The 19,296-nt window shown below is 63.0% G+C and carries 19 protein-coding genes; 12 read left to right on the top strand and 7 right to left on the bottom strand.

The window, feature by feature from the left end:
• Positions 1-102 precede the first annotated feature (102 nt).
• Entirely contained in the window at positions 103-1,131 is a 1,029-nt protein-coding gene (locus tag AC0L2H_RS08255) for a zinc-binding dehydrogenase (RefSeq protein WP_473589762.1), read from the top strand.
• Positions 1,132-1,133: 2 nt separating this feature from the next.
• On the top strand, positions 1,134-2,132 hold the full coding sequence (locus tag AC0L2H_RS08250; RefSeq protein WP_473589761.1) for a lipid A biosynthesis lauroyl acyltransferase: 999 nt from the start codon (positions 1,134-1,136) through the stop codon (positions 2,130-2,132).
• 153 nt (positions 2,133-2,285) lie between these two features.
• Here the strand turns inward: AC0L2H_RS08250 and AC0L2H_RS08245 are convergent, their stop codons facing one another.
• The gene (locus AC0L2H_RS08245) at positions 2,286-2,714 is read right to left on the bottom strand and encodes a L,D-transpeptidase (protein WP_473589760.1); all 429 of its coding nucleotides are present in this window, start codon (positions 2,712-2,714) and stop codon (positions 2,286-2,288) included.
• Between the two features lie 222 nt (positions 2,715-2,936).
• Between AC0L2H_RS08245 and AC0L2H_RS08240 the strand changes: the two genes are divergently transcribed.
• The 5 genes from AC0L2H_RS08240 to AC0L2H_RS08220 all read left to right on the top strand — a co-directional run bounded on the left by AC0L2H_RS08240 (position 2,937) and on the right by AC0L2H_RS08220 (position 9,521).
• A complete protein-coding gene (locus tag AC0L2H_RS08240) occupies positions 2,937-4,217 on the top strand; it encodes an acetylornithine deacetylase/succinyl-diaminopimelate desuccinylase family protein (RefSeq protein WP_473589759.1) in 1,281 nt (426 codons plus the stop codon).
• 148 nt (positions 4,218-4,365) lie between these two features.
• Positions 4,366-5,844, top strand: a complete 1,479-nt coding sequence (locus tag AC0L2H_RS08235; protein WP_473589758.1) for an ABC transporter substrate-binding protein — start codon at positions 4,366-4,368, stop codon at positions 5,842-5,844.
• A 244-nt stretch (positions 5,845-6,088) separates the two neighbouring features.
• Entirely contained in the window at positions 6,089-7,036 is a 948-nt protein-coding gene (locus tag AC0L2H_RS08230) for an ABC transporter permease (RefSeq protein ID WP_473589757.1), read from the top strand.
• Positions 7,033-7,902 carry an ABC transporter permease gene (locus AC0L2H_RS08225; protein WP_473589756.1) on the top strand — a complete coding sequence of 290 codons (870 nt, stop codon included), beginning with the start codon at positions 7,033-7,035 and terminating at the stop codon, positions 7,900-7,902. Before AC0L2H_RS08230 ends, AC0L2H_RS08225 begins: the two co-directional genes overlap by 4 nt.
• A complete protein-coding gene (locus AC0L2H_RS08220) occupies positions 7,899-9,521 on the top strand; it encodes an ABC transporter ATP-binding protein (RefSeq protein ID WP_473589755.1) in 1,623 nt (540 codons plus the stop codon). The genes AC0L2H_RS08225 and AC0L2H_RS08220 overlap by 4 nt, the downstream gene beginning before the upstream one ends.
• 17 nt (positions 9,522-9,538) lie before the next feature.
• Here the strand turns inward: AC0L2H_RS08220 and AC0L2H_RS08215 are convergent, their stop codons facing one another.
• A complete protein-coding gene (locus AC0L2H_RS08215; RefSeq protein WP_473589754.1) occupies positions 9,539-9,970 on the bottom strand; it encodes a TerB family tellurite resistance protein in 432 nt (143 codons plus the stop codon).
• 174 nt (positions 9,971-10,144) lie between these two features.
• Here AC0L2H_RS08215 and AC0L2H_RS08210 point away from each other — a divergent pair, with 174 nt between their 5' ends.
• The 3 genes from AC0L2H_RS08210 (at position 10,145) to AC0L2H_RS08200 (ending at position 11,826) form a co-directional block, all read left to right on the top strand.
• Positions 10,145-10,315: a hypothetical protein gene (locus tag AC0L2H_RS08210; RefSeq protein ID WP_107650412.1), complete on the top strand. Its 171-nt coding sequence runs from the start codon at positions 10,145-10,147 to the stop codon at positions 10,313-10,315.
• Positions 10,316-10,516: 201 nt separating this feature from the next.
• Positions 10,517-11,341 carry a helix-turn-helix domain-containing protein gene (locus AC0L2H_RS08205; protein WP_473589753.1) on the top strand — a complete coding sequence of 275 codons (825 nt, stop codon included), beginning with the start codon at positions 10,517-10,519 and terminating at the stop codon, positions 11,339-11,341.
• 71 nt (positions 11,342-11,412) lie between these two features.
• Positions 11,413-11,826: a VOC family protein gene (locus AC0L2H_RS08200; protein WP_473589752.1), complete on the top strand. Its 414-nt coding sequence runs from the start codon at positions 11,413-11,415 to the stop codon at positions 11,824-11,826.
• Between the two features lie 388 nt (positions 11,827-12,214).
• Here the strand turns inward: AC0L2H_RS08200 and AC0L2H_RS08195 are convergent, their stop codons facing one another.
• Both AC0L2H_RS08195 and AC0L2H_RS08190 read right to left on the bottom strand, forming a co-directional pair.
• Positions 12,215-13,690, bottom strand: coding sequence for a cobyric acid synthase (locus tag AC0L2H_RS08195; RefSeq protein WP_473589751.1), 1,476 nt, complete (start codon positions 13,688-13,690; stop codon positions 12,215-12,217).
• A gap of 3 nt (positions 13,691-13,693) precedes the next feature.
• Positions 13,694-14,308 carry a dimethylsulfonioproprionate lyase family protein gene (locus tag AC0L2H_RS08190; protein ID WP_473589750.1) on the bottom strand — a complete coding sequence of 205 codons (615 nt, stop codon included), beginning with the start codon at positions 14,306-14,308 and terminating at the stop codon, positions 13,694-13,696.
• 135 nt (positions 14,309-14,443) lie between these two features.
• On the opposite strand from AC0L2H_RS08190, the gene AC0L2H_RS08185 reads away from it, so the two are divergent.
• The gene (locus AC0L2H_RS08185) at positions 14,444-15,610 is read left to right on the top strand and encodes an isobutyryl-CoA dehydrogenase (RefSeq protein ID WP_473589749.1); all 1,167 of its coding nucleotides are present in this window, start codon (positions 14,444-14,446) and stop codon (positions 15,608-15,610) included.
• A gap of 179 nt (positions 15,611-15,789) precedes the next feature.
• On the top strand, positions 15,790-16,674 hold the full coding sequence (gene mmsB / locus AC0L2H_RS08180; RefSeq protein WP_473589748.1) for a 3-hydroxyisobutyrate dehydrogenase: 885 nt from the start codon (positions 15,790-15,792) through the stop codon (positions 16,672-16,674).
• A gap of 263 nt (positions 16,675-16,937) precedes the next feature.
• On the opposite strand, the gene AC0L2H_RS08175 is transcribed toward mmsB, so the two are convergent.
• From AC0L2H_RS08175 to AC0L2H_RS08165, 3 genes are all read right to left on the bottom strand, one after another.
• A complete protein-coding gene (locus AC0L2H_RS08175) occupies positions 16,938-17,582 on the bottom strand; it encodes a cytochrome c oxidase assembly factor Coa1 family protein (RefSeq protein ID WP_473589747.1) in 645 nt (214 codons plus the stop codon).
• A gap of 159 nt (positions 17,583-17,741) precedes the next feature.
• The gene (locus AC0L2H_RS08170) at positions 17,742-19,121 is read right to left on the bottom strand and encodes an aspartate aminotransferase family protein (protein WP_473589746.1); all 1,380 of its coding nucleotides are present in this window, start codon (positions 19,119-19,121) and stop codon (positions 17,742-17,744) included.
• Between the two features lie 49 nt (positions 19,122-19,170).
• Positions 19,171-19,293: a capsid protein gene (locus tag AC0L2H_RS08165; RefSeq protein WP_263788696.1), complete on the bottom strand. Its 123-nt coding sequence runs from the start codon at positions 19,291-19,293 to the stop codon at positions 19,171-19,173.
• Positions 19,294-19,296: the final 3 nt, after the last annotated feature.

Here is a 19,296-nt window from a genome sequence, read left to right as displayed (position 1 = left end):
AACGACACGCATAAAAACAAAGACTTAAACAGCGTCGCCTGAATCCTTTCGACGCGACGCGTTTTAGTCGCCTTTTTCGCCGGACAGAACCCGACAGGCCCCATGCGCGCATTGCAACTTATCGAGGATCGCCGTCTTGAGACGGTGGATCTGCCACTTCCCCCTCCGCCCTCGCTCGGCGAAGTGACGCTGCGTATCAAGGCGGTGGCCTTGAACCACATCGACGTCTGGGGCTGGCGCGGCATGGCCTTCGCCAAGCGCAAGCTGCCGCTGGTCGTCGGCGCCGAAGCTTCCGGCGAGGTCGAGGCCGTCGGCCCTGGCGTCTCCAGCCTGGTGCCGGGGCAATTGGTGTCGATCTATGGCGCGCGCACCTGCGGGCTTTGCCGCGCCTGCCGCGAAGGCCGCGACAATCTCTGCGAGCATGTTTCGGGCGTTCACGGCTTCCATCTCGACGGTTTTGCGCAGGAAAAGATAAACCTGCCGGCGCGCCTGCTGGTCCCTGCCCCGCCCGGCGTAACCGACATCGGCGCGGCCGTCGCACCCGTAACCTTCGGCACGGTCGAGCACATGCTGTTCGACAATGCCAGGCTGCAGCCCGGCGAGACCATCCTCATCCATGCCGGCGGCTCGGGCATCGGTTCCGCCGCGATCCAGCTCGCCAGGAAAATGGGCTGCACCGTGATCACCACGGTCGGTTCCAACGAAAAGATCGACAAGGCGAAAGCGCTTGGCGCCGACCACGTCATCAACTATCGCGAAGACCGTTTCGAAGGCGTCGTGCGCAAGCTGACCAAGAAGAAGGGGGTCGACGTCGTCTTCGAGCATGTCGGCGCCGACACCTTTGCCGCTTCGATGCTGTGCCTGAAGCGCGGCGGCCGCCTGGTGACCTGCGGTTCCACCTCGGGCGTGTCGACGCAGATCAATCTGATGCAATTGTTCCAGCAGCAGCTGAAGCTGCTCGGCTCCTTTGGCTGCCGCATGGGAAACATGGCCGATGCCATGCAGAAAATGGCGGCGGGGCTCGTTGCGCCGGTCATCGACACCGAGGTCGGCTTCGACGGTATCGATGCCGCGCTGAAGCGCATGGAGGGCCGCGACGTGTTCGGCAAGATCATCTTGCGTGTCGGCTGAGAATGCTCGGCAGCGCTTTCAGGAAGGTCCGCCGCGACCTGGCGTTTCGCCACGGCAGGCGGCTTCGCCAATTCAACTACTGGCTGGTGGCGCGCGCCGCAATGGCGATTATCTCGGTGCTGCGTCTGCTGCCGGTCGACAGCGCGCTGAACTTCGCCGACCGCGTCGCCCGCCGCATTGGTCCCTGGGTCGGACGCCATGACGTCGCCATCGACAATTTGCGCAAGGCCTATCCGGAAAAGAGCGAAATGGAAATCCAGGCCATCGCTTCCGACATGTGGGGCAACATGGCGCGTCTGGCGGCAGAATACGTCTTTCTCGACGCCTTGTTCGACTTTGATCCGGCGGCGTCGAAGCCAGGCCGCGTCGAGGTCAAGGGAATTGACCATTTCTTGGAGATCGCGGGCGAGGAAAAGCCGCATATCATCTTCACCGGGCATCTCGGTAATTTCGAGCTGCTGCCGGTGGCAGCCGCCACCTTCGGCATGAACATCACGGCGCTGTTTCGCCCGCCCAACAATCCTTATCTTGCCGACTATATCCTCTCGACACGCCGCTCGACCATGGGTTCCCTGCTGCCCTCCTCGACCGGCGCCTCATTCGCGCTGGCAGGCATCCTGGAGAAGAGCGGCAACATCGGCGTCCTCGTCGACCAGAAATTCTCGGGCGGGCTCGAAACGACCTTCTTCGGCCGCCCATGCGAGAGCAACCGGATCCTCGCCACCCTGGCCCGGCACTATGACTGCGATGTCTATCCGGCGCGTTGCATGCGCTTGCCGGGCAACCGCTTCCGGCTCGAGATCGAGGACAGGCTGATCTTGCCGCGCACCGCCTCCGGCAGTGTCGACGTCCATGGCACCACCCAGCTTCTCAACGATGTCGTCGAGCGCTGGGTACGCGAGGATCCCGGCCAGTGGATGTGGTTCCACAAAAGGTGGGAAATCAGCAACAAGCGCAAAAAGCGGCGTAAGCAGGCGAGAGAGCACGGCGAAGCCGCCTGAGCAGGGACCGCATCAGGGCAATCGCTTCGGGCTTTGCGCCCCCGATCCGTTGCTTTGTGAGGGCAGTTATGCTAGGAATTTATTCATGGTGTTGATTTGCGCCAACGACCCGCCCGCCGAGGCTGTTTCTATTTGGCTTCCGCAGGGCAGGCCCTAATTGGTGACGACGATCCTTGTGTTGCGAAAGCCGGCTTGCTTCACCATCGAATAGAAGGCGGCGGCATTGGAGGGATGCAGCCGGACGCAGCCATGCGAGGCCGGACGCCCGAGAGACTTCACCGCGCCCGTGCCGTGGATGGCGTAGCCGCCGCGAAAAAACACCGAATGAGGCATCGGCGACATGTCGTATTTGCGCGAATACCACATCCGGGCGGTCCGTTGCGGCCGATAGCTGCCGCGTGGCGTGACATAACCTTTGCGGGCAGTAGAAACGCTCCACCGGTAAACCGCCGCGCCGTATCTTACCGTCATCGTCTGCGAAGATATGTCGATGTTTGCAACCAGCCTGGCTGCCTGGCCTTCGACCGAAGAACCGAACAGCATCGTTGCCAGTACCGCTGCCACGAGAACTATTTTTTTCATGGAACCAAACCCCTTTGATTGCCCTTGCCTGCTTGCCTTCACGCTATTCTTCGTCTTTTTAATGGTATGTGAACGAGGTAACACGCAGTCCTTGACGAATTCACCAATCCAAAGCAGCGAATTTGAACGATCTCCCGCCATAGTTGCCGCAGCCACACGCAACTTTGGCGCCGTCCGCCAACAGGCTTGCCAAATCGCGTGCTTGCCTGCTCAACTCGCCGGATGAACGAACGACTCCTGAAGGCGGTGGATGACCGGGTCGACGACCTGGTCGCGCTGACCGCGGACCTGATCCGCTTTCCCACCATCAATCCGCCTGGCGAGGCCTATCGGCCATGCGCCGAATATGTCGGCACACACCTGAAGAAGCACGGTTTCGAGATCGAGTTCATCCGTGCCGAAGGCACGCCCGGCGACACCGACCGCTATCCGCGCGTCAACGTCGTTGCCCGTTTTGATGGCCGCTCGGCCGGCGCCTGCGTGCATTTCAACTCGCATATCGACGTGGTCGAGGCAGGCGAAGGCTGGACCGTCGATCCCTTCGCCGGCATCGTCAGGGACGGCAAGGTCTATGGCCGTGGCGCCTGCGACATGAAGGGCGGGTTGGCCGCTTCCATCATCGCCGCCGAAGCCTTCATGGAGGTCTTTCCGGACTTTCCCGGCGCCATCGAGATTTCAGGCACGGTCGACGAGGAGTCCGGCGGCTTCGGCGGCGTCGCCCATCTGGCCAAATCAGGCTATTTCTCAGCGCCCAAGGTCGACCACGTCATCATCCCCGAGCCGTTGAACAAGGATCGCATCTGCCTCGGCCACCGCGGTGTCTGGTGGGCCGAGATCGAGACCAAGGGCGAGATCGCGCATGGCTCGATGCCGTTCCTCGGCGACAATGCGGTACGCCACATGGGCGCCGTGCTAAGGGCTTTCGAGGACGAGTTGTTCCCGGCGCTCGACCGCAAGATGACGCGCATGCCGGTCGTGCCCGAGGGCGCAAAACGCTCGACCATGAACATCAACTCGATCCATGGTGGCCAGACCGAGGATTTCCGGCCCGGCTTGCCCTCGCCCAACGTGCCTGATTCGTGCCGGCTGACCATCGACCGCCGTTTCCTGCTCGAAGAGGATTTGGCCACGGTCAAAAGCGAGGTCACCGATATCCTCGACCGGCTGAAGCGCGAGCGCAGGAAATTCGACTACGAGATCCGCGACCTCATGGAAGTGCTGCCGCTGATGACCGAGCGCGACGCGCCTGTCGTCAAGGCGGTGGCGCAAGGCATCATGGAGATTTTCGACCGGGAACCGGACTATGTCATCTCACCGGGTACTTATGACCAGAAGCACATAGCCCGTATCGGCCATATCTACGACTGCATAGCCTACGGCCCGGGCATTCTCGACCTCGCCCATCGGCCCGACGAATGGGTCGGGATATCGGACATGGTGGAATCGGCGAAGGTGATGGCGATCGGGCTCAACGTGCTGCTGAGAGGTACCGCCGCCGGGTAGCGGCCAACCGATTAAGCATGCGGTTCGAAGAAAAACATTCCTTCCGGCACTGCCGGGCAGCATGAAACGCGATTTACTCCTCGGCGAAATCACGCTTCTATCCGCCTGGGTTTTTTGAGCACATTCGAGCCTACGGGGAGTTTGCGCGATGAAATTGTGGAAAACCATTCTGGCCGCCGCGGCGCTGGCACTGGCCACCGGAACCTCGGCGTTTGCCGCGCGAACCGACCTCGTCGTCGGCATCACGCTCGAACCGCCGCATCTCGATCCGACCGCCGGCGCCGCCGCGGCGATCGACGAAGTGCTTTACGCCAACGTCTTCGAGGGCCTGACCCGCATCGGCCCCAACGGCGAAGTGCTGCCCGATCTCGCCGAAAGCTGGACCATTTCCGATGACGGCAAGGTCTATGTTTTCAAGCTGCACACCGGCGTGAAATTCCACGACGGCACCGATTTCAACGCCGACGACGTGAAATTCTCGCTCGACCGCGCTCGCGCCGACAATTCGGTCAACGCGCAAAAGGGCTTGTTCGCCTCCATCGACAAGGTCGAGGCGATCGACCCCGCAACGGTCAAGGTCACGCTGAAGAACCCGCAAGGCTCCTTCCTCTACAATATGGGCTGGGGCGACGCGGTGATCGTGGCGCCGGAATCCGCCGACACCAACAAGGAGAAGCCGATCGGAACCGGGCCGTTCAAGTTCCAGAGCTGGGCCAAGGGTTCGTCGATCACGCTGGTCAAATCAGACAATTACTGGGGCGCGCCCGTAGCGCTCGACAAGGCTGAATTCCGTGTCGTTCCGGATGCCGCCGCCGCCGTGCCAGCCTTGCTTTCCGGCGATGTCCAGGCCTTCCCTTTCTTCGATCCCGATAGCGTCGCTCAGGTCCAGGGCGACCCCCGCTTCAAGGTGGTGATCGGCGCCACGGAGGGTGAGACCATCCTTGCGATCAACAACAAGAAGCCGCCTTTCGACAAGCTGCAGGTCCGGCAGGCGATTTCCTTTGCGCTCGACCGCAAGGCGATCATCGACGGCGCCTCGGCCGGTCTCGGTGTGCCGATCGGCTCGCACATGTCCCCCGCCAGCAAGGACTATGTCGACCTCACCGGCCTCTATCCGCATAATGTCGACAAGGCCAAGGAACTGTTGAAGGAGGCCGGCCTGGAGAACGGCTTCAAGGCGACGCTGAAGCTGCCGCCGCCTTCCTATGCGCGGCTTGGCGGCGAGATCATCGCCTCGCAGCTTCGCGACGTCGGCATCGATCTGGAGATCATCCCGGTCGAATGGGCGCAATGGCTGGATCAGGTGTTCACCAAGAAGGATTACGACCTGACCATCGTCTCCCACACCGAGCCCAACGACATCGATATCTATTCGCGCAAGGACTATTACTTCAATTACGACAATCCGGCCTTCGACAAGATCATCGCCGAGTTGAACCTCACCTCCGACGAGGCCAAGCGCAAGACGCTGCTTGGCGAGGCGCAGAAGATCCTGGCCGACGATGCGGTGGTCGGCTTCCTCTACGAGCTACCGAAAGTCGGTGTCTGGGACGCCAAGCTGCAAGGCCTGTGGGAAAACGCGCCGATCCAGGCCAACGATCTGACCAAGGTGAAGTGGACGGATTGAGGCTGTTGGCCAAAAAGCGACGCTTGCGCTCCGTCCCACCCCCCTCTGCCCTGCCGGGCATCTCCCGCGCAAGGGGGGAGATTGGCAGTTTCCGCGCCAGCGCTATCCTTGCAACGCTGGTGGTTAGCGAAAGCAGCAATGAGGGCTCAATCTCCCCCCTTGAGGGGGAGATGTCCGGCAGGACAGAGGGGGGTTGGCGGGAACTCGACCTTCGCCCGGTTGCAACAGCGGTCCCCCTCCTCCCGTGACCGCCTATCTCCTAAAACGCCTCGCCATCGCCATCGCCACGCTGGTCCTGGCCTCCATGGTGGTCTTTGCCGTGCTGGAGATCATCCCGGGCGACCCGGCGCGGCTGATGCTGGGCATGAATGCCAGCGCCGATCAGGTCGAGTTGCTGCGCAACCAGATGGGCCTCAACGCACCCCTCGCCTTGCGCTATCTGCATTGGGCGGGTGGCTTGCTGAGCCTCGATTTCGGCCGTTCCTACACCTATTCGGTGCCGGTCATCGATCTTGTCCGCGAGCGCGTCGTCGTATCGCTGCCGCTGGCGCTGATCGCGCTGGCGCTCTCCACCCTCATTGCCATTCCGGTCGGGCTGTTTTCCGCCGGCCGACGCGGACGGGCCGGCGACACGATTGCCATGGGCGCCGCGCAGCTTGGCGTCGCCGTGCCGAACTTCTGGTTCGCGCTGATGCTGATCTATCTCTTTGCCGTCTGGCTGCGGCTGGTGCCGGCGGGTGGATTTCCGGGCTGGGGCGCCGGCATCTGGCCGGCGCTCAAGGCGCTGGTCCTGCCGGCGATCGCGCTCGCCCTGCCGCAGGCAGCGATCCTCGCCCGCGTCACCCGCTCGGCGCTGATCGACGTGCTGCACGAGGACTACATCCGCACCGCGCGCGCCAAGGGCCTGCCCTATCGTGCCGTGCTATGGCGCCACGCGCTGCGCAACGCCATGATCCCGGTGGTGACGATTCTCGGCCTGCAGTTCGCCTTCCTGCTCGCCGGCACCATCATCATCGAGAACGTCTTTTATCTTCCCGGCCTCGGCCGGCTGGTGTTCCAGGCGATCACCCAGCGCGACCTGATCGTCGTCGAAAGCGTCGTCATGCTGCTGGTCGCCGCCGTCATCGCCGTCAACCTTCTCGTCGATCTCTCCTATGCGGTTGTCGATCCACGCCTGAGAAGCCGGCCATGACGCTGCGCCTCGACATGCCGGAAGAGAACCTTGCCAGCATCCTGGGCAAGGCCTTTGGCAATCGTTCGTTCCTCGCCGGCTTCGCCATCACGGCGCTGGTGGCGGCGGTCGCGCTCGTCTCATTCTTGTGGACGCCCTACGACGTCACCAGGCTGGTCATCGCCGACAAGACGCAAGCCCCTTCGCTGGCGCACTGGTTCGGCACCGACCATTTCGGCCGCGACATCCTGTCGATGATCATGGTCGGCGCCCGCAACTCGATCGCCGTGGCACTTGTAGCGGTCGGCATCGGCATGGGCATCGGTGTGCCGCTCGGCGCCTTTGCCGCGGCGCGCGGCGGCCTCGTCGACGAAGCGCTGATGCGGCTCAACGATCTCGTCTTCGCCTTCCCCGCTCTGCTCTCGGCGATCATGATCACCGCCATCTTCGGGCCGGGCGCCATCAACGCCATCATCGCCATCGGCATCTTCAACATTCCGGTCTTCGCCAGGGTTGCCCGGGCCGGCGCACTCGCCATCTGGCCGCGCGAATTCATCCTCGCCGCGCGTGCCGCCGGCAAGGGCAAGACACTGATCACGCTGGAACATGTCCTGCCCAACATCGTCACTCTGCTGCTGGTGCAAGGCACCATCCAGTTTGCGCTCGGCATCCTGGCCGAGGCCGGGCTTTCCTATGTCGGGCTGGGCACGCAGCCACCGATGCCGAGCTGGGGCCGCATGCTATTCGATGCGCAGACCCGCATGGTGGTGGCGCCGTGGATGGCGATCTTCCCGGGCATGGCAATCGTCATCACCGTGCTCGGCCTCAACCTGCTCGGCGACGGCATCGCCGATATCCTCGATCCACGGTCACGGCGGCGGCGATGAACCTGCTCGAAATCGAGGGCCTGTCGCTGACCATCGGCGACACGCCGATCCTAAGGAACATCGAGTTGTCCGTCGCGCCTGGCGAGGTAATGGGGCTGGTCGGCGAATCCGGCTCGGGCAAGTCGATCACGGCGCTCACCGTGATGCAGCTTCTGCCTTATGCGGCACGCGCCACCGGCCGCGTCGCCTTCGACGGCATCGATATACTCGCGGCCAGCGAAGACCAGATGTGCGCCCTGCGCGGCGACGACATCGGCATGGTGTTCCAGGAGCCGATGACGGCGCTCAACCCGGTCAAGACCATTGGCGAGCAGGTCGCCGAGGGCATCCGCTGGCATACCAAGGCAAGCCGCGCCGACGCCGAGGAGCGCGCGCGAAAAATGCTCGACCGTGTCGGCCTGCCCTCAGCGCAATTCCCGCTGTCGCGCTATCCGCACGAACTGTCCGGCGGCCAGCGCCAGCGCGTCGTCATCGCCATCGCCTGTGCGCTGAAACCCAAACTGCTGATCGCCGACGAGCCGACGACGGCGCTCGACGTCGTGCTGCAGGCACAGATCCTCGATCTTCTGCGCGATCTGGTCGCGGAAAACCGCATGGGCCTGCTCTTGATCTCGCACGACCTGGCGGTGGTCACCGAGATGGCCGACCGCATCACCATCCTGCGCCATGGTGAGGTGATGGAGGCCGGCGACACCGCCCGCACGCTGTCCGAACAGCTCCACCCCTACACGCGCCAACTGGCGCAGGCCTCGATGCATGTACCCGCGCGGGCCAGGACACATGAGTTAGGTCAAGGCAAGCCTTTGCTCCAGGTCGAAGGTGTGACGCGCGATTATCCCGGGCGGCGCACATCGCTCTTCAAACGCTCCGCCCCGACCCGTGCCGTCGACAACGTCTCGTTCTCCATGACCTCAGGCCAGTCGGTGGCGCTGGTCGGGCGCTCCGGCTGCGGCAAGTCCACGCTTGCCCGCATGATCCTGGCGCTGGACGGGCCGACCTCGGGCGCAATCCGGTTTCGCGGGCAAGAGATCACCGGCAAGAGCGAGGCCGAGCTGAAATCGGCGCGGCGCGATATGCAGGTGGTGTTCCAGGATCCTTACGGTTCGTTCGATCCGCGCCAGAGGGTCGAAAGGCTGATCGCCGAGCCGCTGCATGTGCTGGAGAAGAAGCCGGACAATGCCGAACGGCGCGAGATGGTGGCAAACGCCTTGCACGAGGTCGGCCTCAGCCCGCGCGACATGGACAAATACCCGCATGAGTTTTCGGGCGGCCAGCGCCAGCGCCTGTCGATCGCCCGCGCCATCATCACCCGCCCGAAACTGGTCGTCGCCGACGAGCCGGTCTCGGCGCTCGATGTCTCGATCCGCGCCCAGATCCTCGACCTCTTCGCCGAACTAAACCAGAAGCTCGGCATCGCCTATCTGTTCATCACTCACGATCTGACCGTCGCACGCGCCATATCAGACGAAGTGATGGTCATGCATGACGGCCGGATCGTCGAGCGCGGCAAGACGAGCGAGGTGCTTGACCACCCGCAATCCGAAGCTGCGAGGGCATTGGTCACCGCGGCTCCCGACCTGCACCGGGCAATCGCGCATCGGCTGCGGGAACAGGGGTGATCTGCCAAACGTTCGACTTAGTCTGCCGGCTTCACCACATCGACCGGACTGATGTCGAGCAAATCGAGCGTACGGCGCAACAAGCGCACCTCGGTCTCGGCCAATTGCGAATCGGCCTTGGCGATCTCCGCCATGTGCCGCGCGAGCAGCTTGCGCCGCTCGATGTCGAGGTCGCGAAACTGCGCGATGGCCTGCGAGCCGTTGGTCTCGTAACCGAACTCGTTGAGATATTCGATGACCCGGTCGACGCTCGATTCCGGAATGCCGAAGGCATCCCGGCAGATGCGCCTGAAGGCGACCATCTCGCTCTCGCTGACCGATCCGTCGGCAAGGATCATGCGGAACAGCATGAGCAATTCCGCCGACAGAACGGGATCGTCGGCGACCTTGCGCACGCCGGGGTCGCCATCAAAGATCGAGCGTATCTGGTCAAGCAAAGCGAATGCCATCGATTTCCCCTTCGGTTCGTCGCGAATAGGTAGCGCGGAATCGGTTTTGTGCAAACGGGTTAGTAGGTGCCAATCGTGGTGGATCTGCCGGCGGAACCCATGGCGAGGCTGACTGGTGTATGGTTGCGGGCCTGATAGACTGCGGGTGTACGAATCATGTTGGAGGAGCCACACATGAATCTCAGTGCACCTACTCAGTTAATTTTCATCATTTCTCTTGTTATCGCCATCATCGGCCTTCTCGCCGCTCTTGGCGTTCTTGCGTTCATTCCTTTGGCCGCGGTGTGGATTGTCCTCATCGCCTACATTGTGCTCGCCGCCGGTTGCTTGATGCGCGGCGCCTGATGCATGTCGCCCAAAAGTGCGCAGCGGTTTTGGGACAACGGCATGCATAAAACAAAAGCTTGAAGCGCATCGCATGAGCCTGTTCAGGCACGACGCGCTTCAAGCACAAAATCTCAGGCAACTCGAAGCGTCCGGTCAAAAGCCAGGCGCTTTTGATTATACGCGACGGTCTGTTAAAGTCGCTGGGCGGAAGGAAAGCCAATGCCCTCCCAGCCCAAAGACGGCCACCGCCATCCCAGCCCCGATCCCGGTCCGTTCGAGATGGCGCGGCGTGTGCCAGGCCCTTCGCTTCGGGGTATGGTGAGCGACATCTGCTTCTACCGCGAAACCATGCCCGGCCGTTTCCGCAATGTCGAATATGCCTCGCTGACCGTGCCGCTGGTCATCAGCTTCGCCGAACCCTTCGCCATCGGTCTGGGCAGGAACCCCGGTGACAATGACCGCTTCGCCAGTTTCGCCGCCGGCCTCTACGCCGGTCCGGTGGTGATCGAGTCCTTCGGCGGCGCCTGCTGTGTCCAGATCAATTTCACACCGCTCGGCGCCCGCCGCTTCTTCGGCCAGCCGATGAGCGAACTGACCGACCGCATGGTCGGCCTCGACGATGTGCTCGGCGTCGAAGGCATCGCCCTGCGCGAAAAGCTCGGCAACGCCCAGGACCGGAGCAGCCGATTCGACATGGCGGAAGCCTTCGTCGTCGCACGGCTGGCTGAGGCCCGGGAAACGCCGGCCGAAATCGCCTGGGCCTACGACCGGATCATCATGTCGGGCGGCCGGTTTCGCGTCTCCTCTCTTGCCGGCAGGCTGGGCTGGAGCCGCAAGCATCTCTCGGCAAAATTCTCCGACGCCATCGGCGTCGGCCCCAAGACGCTGTCGCGCATCGTCCGCTTCAACCGGGCGCTCGGTCTTTCGCGGCAGGAAAAAAGCGATTGGGCCGACATCGCCGCCGATTGCGGCTACGCCGACCAGTCGCATCTGGTGCGCGAATTCCGCGACCTTGCCGGACAAACGCCGACGGCGCTGAGGTAACATTTCTTCAAGACGGCGAACGACCTTTCGAACAAAGTGGGTCATCGACAACCCGATTGAAGGAGACCGTCATGCCCATCGAAGCGCCCCGGCTCTATCCCGCGCTGCGCTACAGGAACGCGGCCAGGATGATCGACTGGCTGGGCGAGGCCTTTGGCTTCAGCGTCCGTGCCCGCTACGGCGAAGGCGAAATCGTGCACCATGCCGAGCTCGTTTTCGGTTCCTCGATGATCATGCTCGGCACGGCGCGTGACGACGACTACGGCAAGATGGTCGGCGAACCGGGTTCGGGCGGCGGCAAGTCGATCTATGTCGCCGTCGACAATGCCGACGCCGCTTATGAGCGTGCCAAGAACGCCGGCGCCGAAATCCTGGAGGAACTTGTCGACCGCGATTATGGCAGCCGCGAATTCATCTGCCGCGATCCCGAGGGCAATGTCTGGTCGTTCGGCACCTACTGGCCGAAGGCCGGCGAGAAGGCTTGAACTGGTAGCGCTGCACAGAGGACAGGTTGTAGGCCTGCTAGCGGCAGGAATCCACTGTTCGTTCCTTGGACCATCGCCGACATTCGAGATTAGCCGAAACGCCCATCGCTTCGTCATCCTGGGGCGGAGCAAGGAGCGAAGCGACGCGGCGCAGACCCCAGGATCCATGCCGTGACTTCAGAGTGCTGCTGCGGTGTAGAATTCTGCTCCGCTGCAATCTTCGGTTAAGGTTACGGCATGGATCCCAGGGTCTCCGCGACGGAGCTTCGCTCCTGCTTCGCCCAGGGATGACGAAGCGATGGGCGTTTCGGCTAATCTCCAAGCCACGCGATCCGCCAACGCAAGCACATCCGGCCTGCCCAAGCTTCTGCGCTGAGGAACATGAGCTCTACCGCGCCAAACCAAAAATCGCGTCGCAGTCGAGATGGGTTTCCAGCTCGGCCGCGACCTCGTCCAGCGCCCGTTCGACCTCGGCGCGATAGTCGATGCCGCCGCCCAAGACGCCGAGGCTCTCCAAGAATTTTGCCCGGAAGGCATCGGCGGAAAACAGCCCATGCATATAGGTGCCTGATACCTTGCCGTCGGCGGACATCGCGCCGTCGTCGATGCCGTTGATAACAGCCGATGGCCGCAACGTGTCCGGACCGGTGGTGCGGCCGAGATGGATCTCGTAGCCCTCAAGCGGCAGGTCGAATGGCACGGAATGCGCGCTGACATTGCGCACTGTCTTTTCTGGCTCCATCGCCGTTTCGATGTCGAGCAGGCCAAGCCCTTCCGCCTCGGTGACGCTGCCTTCGATGCCGTCGGGATCGCGCACGATCTTGCCCAGCATCTGGAAGCCGCCGCAGATGCCGACAATGTGGCCGCCGCGCTTGCGATGCGCGACAAGGTCGCGATCCCAGCCGTTCTCGCGGAATTTCAGGAGATCGGCGATCGTCGATTTCGAGCCGGGAATAACCACCAGCCCGGCATCCTGCGGCAGTGGCTTTCCCGGCGGCACGAAGACCACCTCGACCTGCGGTTCGGCCTTGAGCGGGTCGAGATCGTCAAAATTGGCGATGCGGCCGAGCATCGGCACCGCTACCTTCAGCGCCCGTTTCTCGCCAGAGGCCAGCCGTTCGAGCACGACTGAATCCTCTGACGGTAAGCGCGACGCCGCCTTGAGCCAAGGCACGACGCCGAAGCAGCGCCATCCCGTGAATTTTTCGATCGCCTTGATGCCGTCCTCGAACAGCGAGACATCGCCGCGGAATTTGTTGATGAGATAGCCGGCGATCATGCGCCGGTCCTCCTCCGGCAGGATCAGATGCGTGCCGGCGACCGAGGCGATGACGCCGCCGCGATCGATATCGCCAACCAGCACCACCGGCACGTTGGCGCGCGTGGCAAAGCCCATATTGGCAATGTCGCGGTTCCTGAGATTGATCTCGGCCGGCGATCCCGCGCCCTCGACGATGACGAGGTCGGCGCCCTCGCCGACCTTCGCCCAGGAGTCCAGCACGGCATCCATCAGCCGGCCCTTCAGCGCCTGGTAGTCACGCGCCCTCGCCTCGCCGAACACCTTGCCCTGCAACACCACTTGCGCGCCGACATCGGTCTGCGGCTTGAGCAGCACCGGGTTCATGTGCACGCTTGGCGCGACACCGCAGGCGATCGCCTGCAGCCATTGCGCCCGGCCGATCTCGCCGCCGCCGGCATTGTTGTCGCCAGGAATGTCGGCGACGGCGGCATTGTTCGACATGTTCTGCGGCTTGAACGGCCGCACCTTCAGGCCGCGTTTCTTCGCTGCACGGCACAGGCCCGCGACCAGCACCGTCTTGCCGACATCGGAGCCCGTACCTTGCAGCATGATCGCTTTGGCCATGGCTCAGCCCCTGCCCTGCGCGACTGTGCCGGGGATGGTCGATTTCTGCGCCAGCGGTCCGCCGCGCCAAATGTACAGCGCCAGCAGCGGCTCCTCTGCCGTACGCATGGCGTGATTGACGTTGGAGGCATGGTGGATCACCTCGCCCGCTTCGCGAAGATGAAAGCCGCTGTCGCCCTTGTGCCATTCCGTCCCGCCAGTCAGCGGAATGTAGATCTCCTCGGCAATGTGATGATGGTCGGGATAGACGATGCCGGGCCCAAGGATCAGCAGGCCGGCCGCGACCTCGTCGTTGACGAAGGGACCGCGCGTGCCGAAGACCTCCAGCCAGCCATACCTGGTCAGGAATTCCGCGCCGAAATCGGCCGCGTTGTAGGTCTGGCCCCAGTGCAGCTCATTGCGATGCACCGCGAGAAACCGCGCCAGGGGTCGGGCATTCGGCGGCACAAGTTCGGCGACGCGATCGAGATAGCCAAGGCAAGGCAGGCCGTGCGGCTCGAGCGGACGAGCGGGCATATCCCAGCCGATCCCGGCCACCGCATCGCGCACCAGCGCCTCCTCGAACGTTTCGAGATAGGTTCGGAAATGCTCAAGCAGTTCATTTGAATTCGTCGACACAACTCGCTCCGGACAGGCATTCGCGCACAGCCGTTCCGCGAAGCGTCGGGTTGCGCGGCGGCATCATTGGTCTAGATTGGTGCGCGCGCAAAGCCAAAAACAACAGGCCAGCAAGCCAACCCAAGGGAGCACGCCATGGACGCCGCGGTCGATGCGAGCACCAGCCAGTTCGAACTCAACGAGGACCAGCGCGCCATCCAGGAGATGGCCGGGGCTTTCGCAGCAGACCGTGTCGCGCCCAATGCGCTCGACTGGGACCGCAACAAGCATTTCCCGGCGGATGTGATCCGCGAGACCGGCCCGCTCGGCTTCGGCGGCATCTATGTCAGGGACGATGTCGGCGGCTCGGCGCTCGGCCGGCTGGACGCGGTGCTGATCTTCGAAGCGCTTTCTCGCGCCGATCCGGCTTTTTCCTCCTTCATCTCGATCCACAATATGGTGGCCTCGATGATCGACCGCTTCGGCAGCGACGAGCAGCGCCAGCATTTTCTGCCGAAGCTGACCTCGATGGAATGGCTGGCGAGCTATTGCCTGACCGAACCGGGCTCGGGGTCGGATGCGGCTGCGTTGAAGACGCGCGCGGTGAAGAACGGCAGCGACTATGTGCTGAACGGCGCCAAGCAGTTCATCTCCGGCGCCGGCGACAGCGACCTCTATGTCGTCATGGCGCGCACTGGCGCCGACGGGCCGAAGGGCATTTCCACCTTCGTCGTACCGAAGGATGCGCCGGGCCTCTCCTTCGGCGCCAATGAGCACAAGATGGGCTGGCACATGCAATCGACCCGGCAGGTCATCTTCGAGGACTGCAAGGTGCCGGCGCAGAACCTGCTTTCGGCAGAGGGCGCCGGGTTTTCCATAGCCATGGCCGGGCTCGACGGCGGCCGCCTCAACATCGCCGCCTGTTCGCTGGGCGGCGCGCAATCGGCACTCGACAAGGCGCTTTCCTACACGGCCGAGCGCAAGGCTTTCGGCTCCAAGATCAACCAGTTCCAGGCGCTGCAGTTCAAGCTTGCCGACATGGAGACCGAGCTGCAGGCCGCGCGCATCTTCCTCTACGCCGCGGCCGCGAAACTCGACCGCAAGGCGCCGGACGCCGGGAAATGGTCGGCAATGGCCAAGCGGTTCGTCACCGACATCGGCTTCAACGTCGCCAACGATGCGCTGCAACTGCATGGCGGTTATGGCTATCTGCACGATTACGGCATCGAGAAGCTGGTGCGGGATCTGCGCGTCCACCAGATCCTCGAAGGGACCAACGAGATCATGCGCGTCATCGTCGCACGCGCGCTGATTGGACGATAGAGAATTGGTGAATGGTGAATGGTGAATGGTGAATGGTGAATGGTGCATAAGATATGCTTACATATACTCCATAACATCTAATAACTACTAACCACTAACCATTAACTACTGACTATTCACTATTCACCATTCACCATTCACCATTCACCATTCACCGCACAACCGCACGGAGCGCCATCATGACCACCATCGCCTTCATCGGCCTCGGCAACATGGGCAATCCGATGGCCGCCAATCTGGTCAAGGCGGGACATGCGGTGCATGGCTTCGACCTGATGCCGGAAAACCTGACGGTTGCGCGTGACCATGGCGTCATCATCATGGCCAATGCCGTCGCCGCGGTGACGGATGCCGATGTGGTCATCACCATGCTGCCGGCCGGCAAGCATGTGCTCTCGGTCTACGAGGACATCGCGCCCAAGGCGAAGAAGGGCACATTGTTCATCGATTCCTCGACCATCGATGTCGAGTCGGCGCGAAAGGCCCATGCCATCGCCGGCAAGCACGGCCTTCTCTCGATCGACGCGCCGGTTTCCGGCGGTACCGTAGGCGCCACCGCCGGCACGCTGACATTCATGGCCGGTGGCTCGAAGGATGCCTTCGCCAAAGCCGAGCCGATCCTCAAGCCGATGGCCGGCCGCATCGTCCATTGCGGCGACGGTGGCGCCGGACAGGCGGCAAAGATCTGCAACAACATGATCCTCGGCATTTCGATGATCGGCGTCGCCGAGGCCTTCGTGCTGGCCGAAAAACTCGGCCTGTCGAATCAGGCGCTGTTCGACGTCGCCTCGACCTCATCGGGCCAATGCTGGTCGCTCACCACCTATTGCCCGGTGCCCGGCCCGGTGCCGACATCGCCAGCCAACAACGGCTACAGGCCGGGGTTTGCGGCGGCCCTTATGCTGAAAGACCTGAAACTGTCGCAGGAAGCCGCGCAAAGCAGCGGCGCAGTGACGCCGCTTGGCGCCGAAGCCGCGCAACTTTACGCGTTGTTCAATGCACAAGGGCATGCCGGCGCGGATTTTTCCGGCATCATAAATTTCCTCAGGGGTGCCCCTGCGTAAACCTCTGGCTTCACAAGGCTTTTTGGATTTTCTGGTCGACAAGGCACCGCGAATTTAGATTTGCTTAAGCTCTCGATAACCCGGTGGTAACGATGTGCCTGTAAAACGGATTGCGAGGCGGATGCATCCGCCCGGCGCTCCGGATCAGGTCTCGCGTACCGGAGCCCGTAAGTTTCGCAAGTGCATTTGTAGCGAAACGCCATGCGTATCTGGCAAAAGCCGCGTTCCCGATGGGACGCGGTTTTTGCGTTTTGAAGTCCTGTCTATATGCCGATTGCGGCGTCCGGAATTGGCACGTGATCTTCATTGGTCAGCACGATAGGCGCATCGACCCCATCCACCCTGACGACGAGCAGCCGCATGCTCCATGTGCCGGCCTTGCGGGTCAGGCGGGAAAACACGGTGCCCTTGCCCTTGGCGCCATGCACCGGAATGCTGAACTGGGCGTCACCCGCCCCGTTCGCGTTGACGTCAAGGTTGCCGCCAACCCAGAAATTGTCGGTCACGTCGTCGCCGATCGCAGCTTTCACACGAGCGTCGGAGCGGACGGCATCCATGGTCATGTGATAGGCGTCGCTGCCTTTCAGGACGTAGGGAATGCTGCCGACCATCGTCGCGCAGCCGCCGATCCCGACCACCCAGAGGGCAAGCCCGGCGATCGCCCAGTTGCGCTGCGTCTTGCGAAACTGTTCAGCATCGCGCCATGCCCGGTTCCGCCAAGCCCAGCGGCTGCCGCGCGCGCCGAGCACGAAGATCATTATGATGTTGACGAACGGGACCAGCGCCAGCAGCGCGATGAAGGTGCTGTTGCCGATGCCCCAGATCCAGTTGAGGAAGAACGCCCCCCAGTTCCAGCGGTCGAGCTCGGCCGGAATTTCGGCGGGCTCATTGAGCGGCTGTCCTGTCATGCTGTCTCCCCTCGGCAAACGCCAGACGGGTTTTAACCGATAGCCCCGACAACCGGAACCCCTGGTCCGCCTGCGTCGGGACAACCGGCCCCGCGCAAAAGGCTTGAGCCGCGAGGCCGACGGCGGGCGCCTTCGACCCTGGAGGCGCCCGCCAATACCTCACCGGCTGCGCAGATCCGCTTGCGCCAGATCCAGCGCCCTGGCGATGCGCTCGCAGGCCATGTCGATCGTCTCGCACGTCCAGATCAGCGGCGGCGACAGGATCATCGTGTCGCCGGTGGCGCGCAGCATCATGCCTTGGGCGATCGCATGGTCGCGAACGGTTACCGCAGCACTGCCCGCGGGAAGGAAGCGCTCCTTGGTCGCCTTGTCCCTGACGATCTCGATCGCGCCCATCAGCCCGATCGAACGCACCTCGCCGACCAGGTCGTGGCCACCGATACGCTCCTGCAGCGCTGTTGCGAAATATGGGCCGGTGTCGTTCTTGACGCGGTCGACCAGGCCTTCCCGTTCCATGATCTCGAGGTTCTTCAGCGCCACGGCGCAGGCCACGGGGTGACCCGAATAGGTGTAGCCGTGATAGAACTCGCCGCCCTTCTCGACCAGCGTCGCCGCGATGCGGTCGCCGACCAGCAGCGCCGACAGCGGCTGGTAGCCGGAGGTCAACGCCTTGGCTGTGGTGATCGTGTCCGGTTCGATGCCGAAGGTTTGCGCCGCGAACCATTCGCCGGTGCGGCCATAGCCGGTGATGACCTCGTCCAGCATCAGCAGCACATCGTATTTGCGGCAGATCCGCTGCACTTCCGGCCAGTAGCTCATCGGCGGGATCTTGACCCCGCCCGCGCCCATCACCGGCTCGCCGATGAAGGCGGCGACCTTGTCGGCGCCGGCTTCGAGGATGGCGTCCTCGACGGCCTTGGCGGCGCGCAGGCCGAAATCATGATCGCTTTCGCCGGGCAGCGCCAACTCATAGGCATAAGGCATCATCACATGGACGATGTTGGGAACCGCGCCGCCGAGCTGCTTGTGCATCAGGTCCATGCCGCCAAGCGAGGTGCCGGCGATCGTCGAGCCGTGATAGCCCATCTTGCGCGCGATGATGCGGTTCTTCTGCGGCTTGCCCTCCAGCGCCCAGTAGTGGCGCACGAGCCTTAGCGCCGTGTCATTGGCCTCCGAGCCGGAGGAGCCATAGAAGACCTGGCTGACGCCCTTGGGCGCCAGTTCCGCCAGCTTCTTGGAGAGCAGCACCGGCGTCGGCGTCGAGCATTTGAAGAAGGAATTGTAGTAGGGCAGTTCCTTCATCTGGGCACAGGCGGCATCGGCCAGCTCGTCGCGGCCGTAACCGACATTGACGCACCACAGCCCGGCCATGCCGTCGAGGATTTCCGTCCCGTCGGCATCGTAGATGAACGGCCCATTGGCGTGGGTGATGATGCGCGAGCCGGTCTCACGCAATTCCTTGTGGTCGGTGAACGGATGCAGATGATGCGCGGCGTCGATCTGCTGAAGCTGCTTCAGCGAGTAATTCTGGTAAGTCATCTCAGGTCATTCCTCTTTGAATCAATCCGGCACAGCCGGGGCGGATTCGTCAGAGGAAAGCAGGCGGCGAATAGCCGATGCGGGCGCACAGGCGGAGCAGCTCGGCACGAAGCGTGCGCGGTGACGGCGTCACCGCGACCCCGAAGGCGCCAGATGTCTTCGTACGAGCCATGCT

It is taken from the genome of Mesorhizobium sp. WSM4871 (genome assembly GCF_055811295.1).
The sequence above is the reverse complement of the archived record's forward strand: the minus strand, read 5'-3'. Positions and strand labels throughout refer to the sequence as shown.

What these genes read in the sequence shown, in the direction of transcription:
- AC0L2H_RS08175 (WP_473589747.1), bottom strand. Translation starts at nt 17,582, where the DNA reads ATGACAGGACAGCCGCTCAATGAGCCCGCCGAAATTCCGGCCGAGCTC.
- AC0L2H_RS08195 (WP_473589751.1), bottom strand. Translation starts at nt 13,690, where the DNA reads ATGGCCAAAGCGATCATGCTGCAAGGTACGGGCTCCGATGTCGGCAAG.
- AC0L2H_RS08165 (WP_263788696.1), bottom strand. Translation starts at nt 19,293, where the DNA reads ATGGCTCGTACGAAGACATCTGGCGCCTTCGGGGTCGCGGTGACGCCG.
- AC0L2H_RS08225 (WP_473589756.1), top strand. Translation starts at nt 7,033, where the DNA reads ATGACGCTGCGCCTCGACATGCCGGAAGAGAACCTTGCCAGCATCCTG.
- AC0L2H_RS08250 (WP_473589761.1), top strand. Translation starts at nt 1,134, where the DNA reads ATGCTCGGCAGCGCTTTCAGGAAGGTCCGCCGCGACCTGGCGTTTCGC.
- AC0L2H_RS08205 (WP_473589753.1), top strand. Translation starts at nt 10,517, where the DNA reads ATGCCCTCCCAGCCCAAAGACGGCCACCGCCATCCCAGCCCCGATCCC.
- AC0L2H_RS08185 (WP_473589749.1), top strand. Translation starts at nt 14,444, where the DNA reads ATGGACGCCGCGGTCGATGCGAGCACCAGCCAGTTCGAACTCAACGAG.
- AC0L2H_RS08240 (WP_473589759.1), top strand. Translation starts at nt 2,937, where the DNA reads ATGAACGAACGACTCCTGAAGGCGGTGGATGACCGGGTCGACGACCTG.
- AC0L2H_RS08215 (WP_473589754.1), bottom strand. Translation starts at nt 9,970, where the DNA reads ATGGCATTCGCTTTGCTTGACCAGATACGCTCGATCTTTGATGGCGAC.
- AC0L2H_RS08220 (WP_473589755.1), top strand. Translation starts at nt 7,899, where the DNA reads ATGAACCTGCTCGAAATCGAGGGCCTGTCGCTGACCATCGGCGACACG.
- AC0L2H_RS08200 (WP_473589752.1), top strand. Translation starts at nt 11,413, where the DNA reads ATGCCCATCGAAGCGCCCCGGCTCTATCCCGCGCTGCGCTACAGGAAC.
- AC0L2H_RS08170 (WP_473589746.1), bottom strand. Translation starts at nt 19,121, where the DNA reads ATGACTTACCAGAATTACTCGCTGAAGCAGCTTCAGCAGATCGACGCC.
- AC0L2H_RS08210 (WP_107650412.1), top strand. Translation starts at nt 10,145, where the DNA reads ATGAATCTCAGTGCACCTACTCAGTTAATTTTCATCATTTCTCTTGTT.
- AC0L2H_RS08255 (WP_473589762.1), top strand. Translation starts at nt 103, where the DNA reads ATGCGCGCATTGCAACTTATCGAGGATCGCCGTCTTGAGACGGTGGAT.
- AC0L2H_RS08235 (WP_473589758.1), top strand. Translation starts at nt 4,366, where the DNA reads ATGAAATTGTGGAAAACCATTCTGGCCGCCGCGGCGCTGGCACTGGCC.
- mmsB (WP_473589748.1), top strand. Translation starts at nt 15,790, where the DNA reads ATGACCACCATCGCCTTCATCGGCCTCGGCAACATGGGCAATCCGATG.
- AC0L2H_RS08245 (WP_473589760.1), bottom strand. Translation starts at nt 2,714, where the DNA reads ATGAAAAAAATAGTTCTCGTGGCAGCGGTACTGGCAACGATGCTGTTC.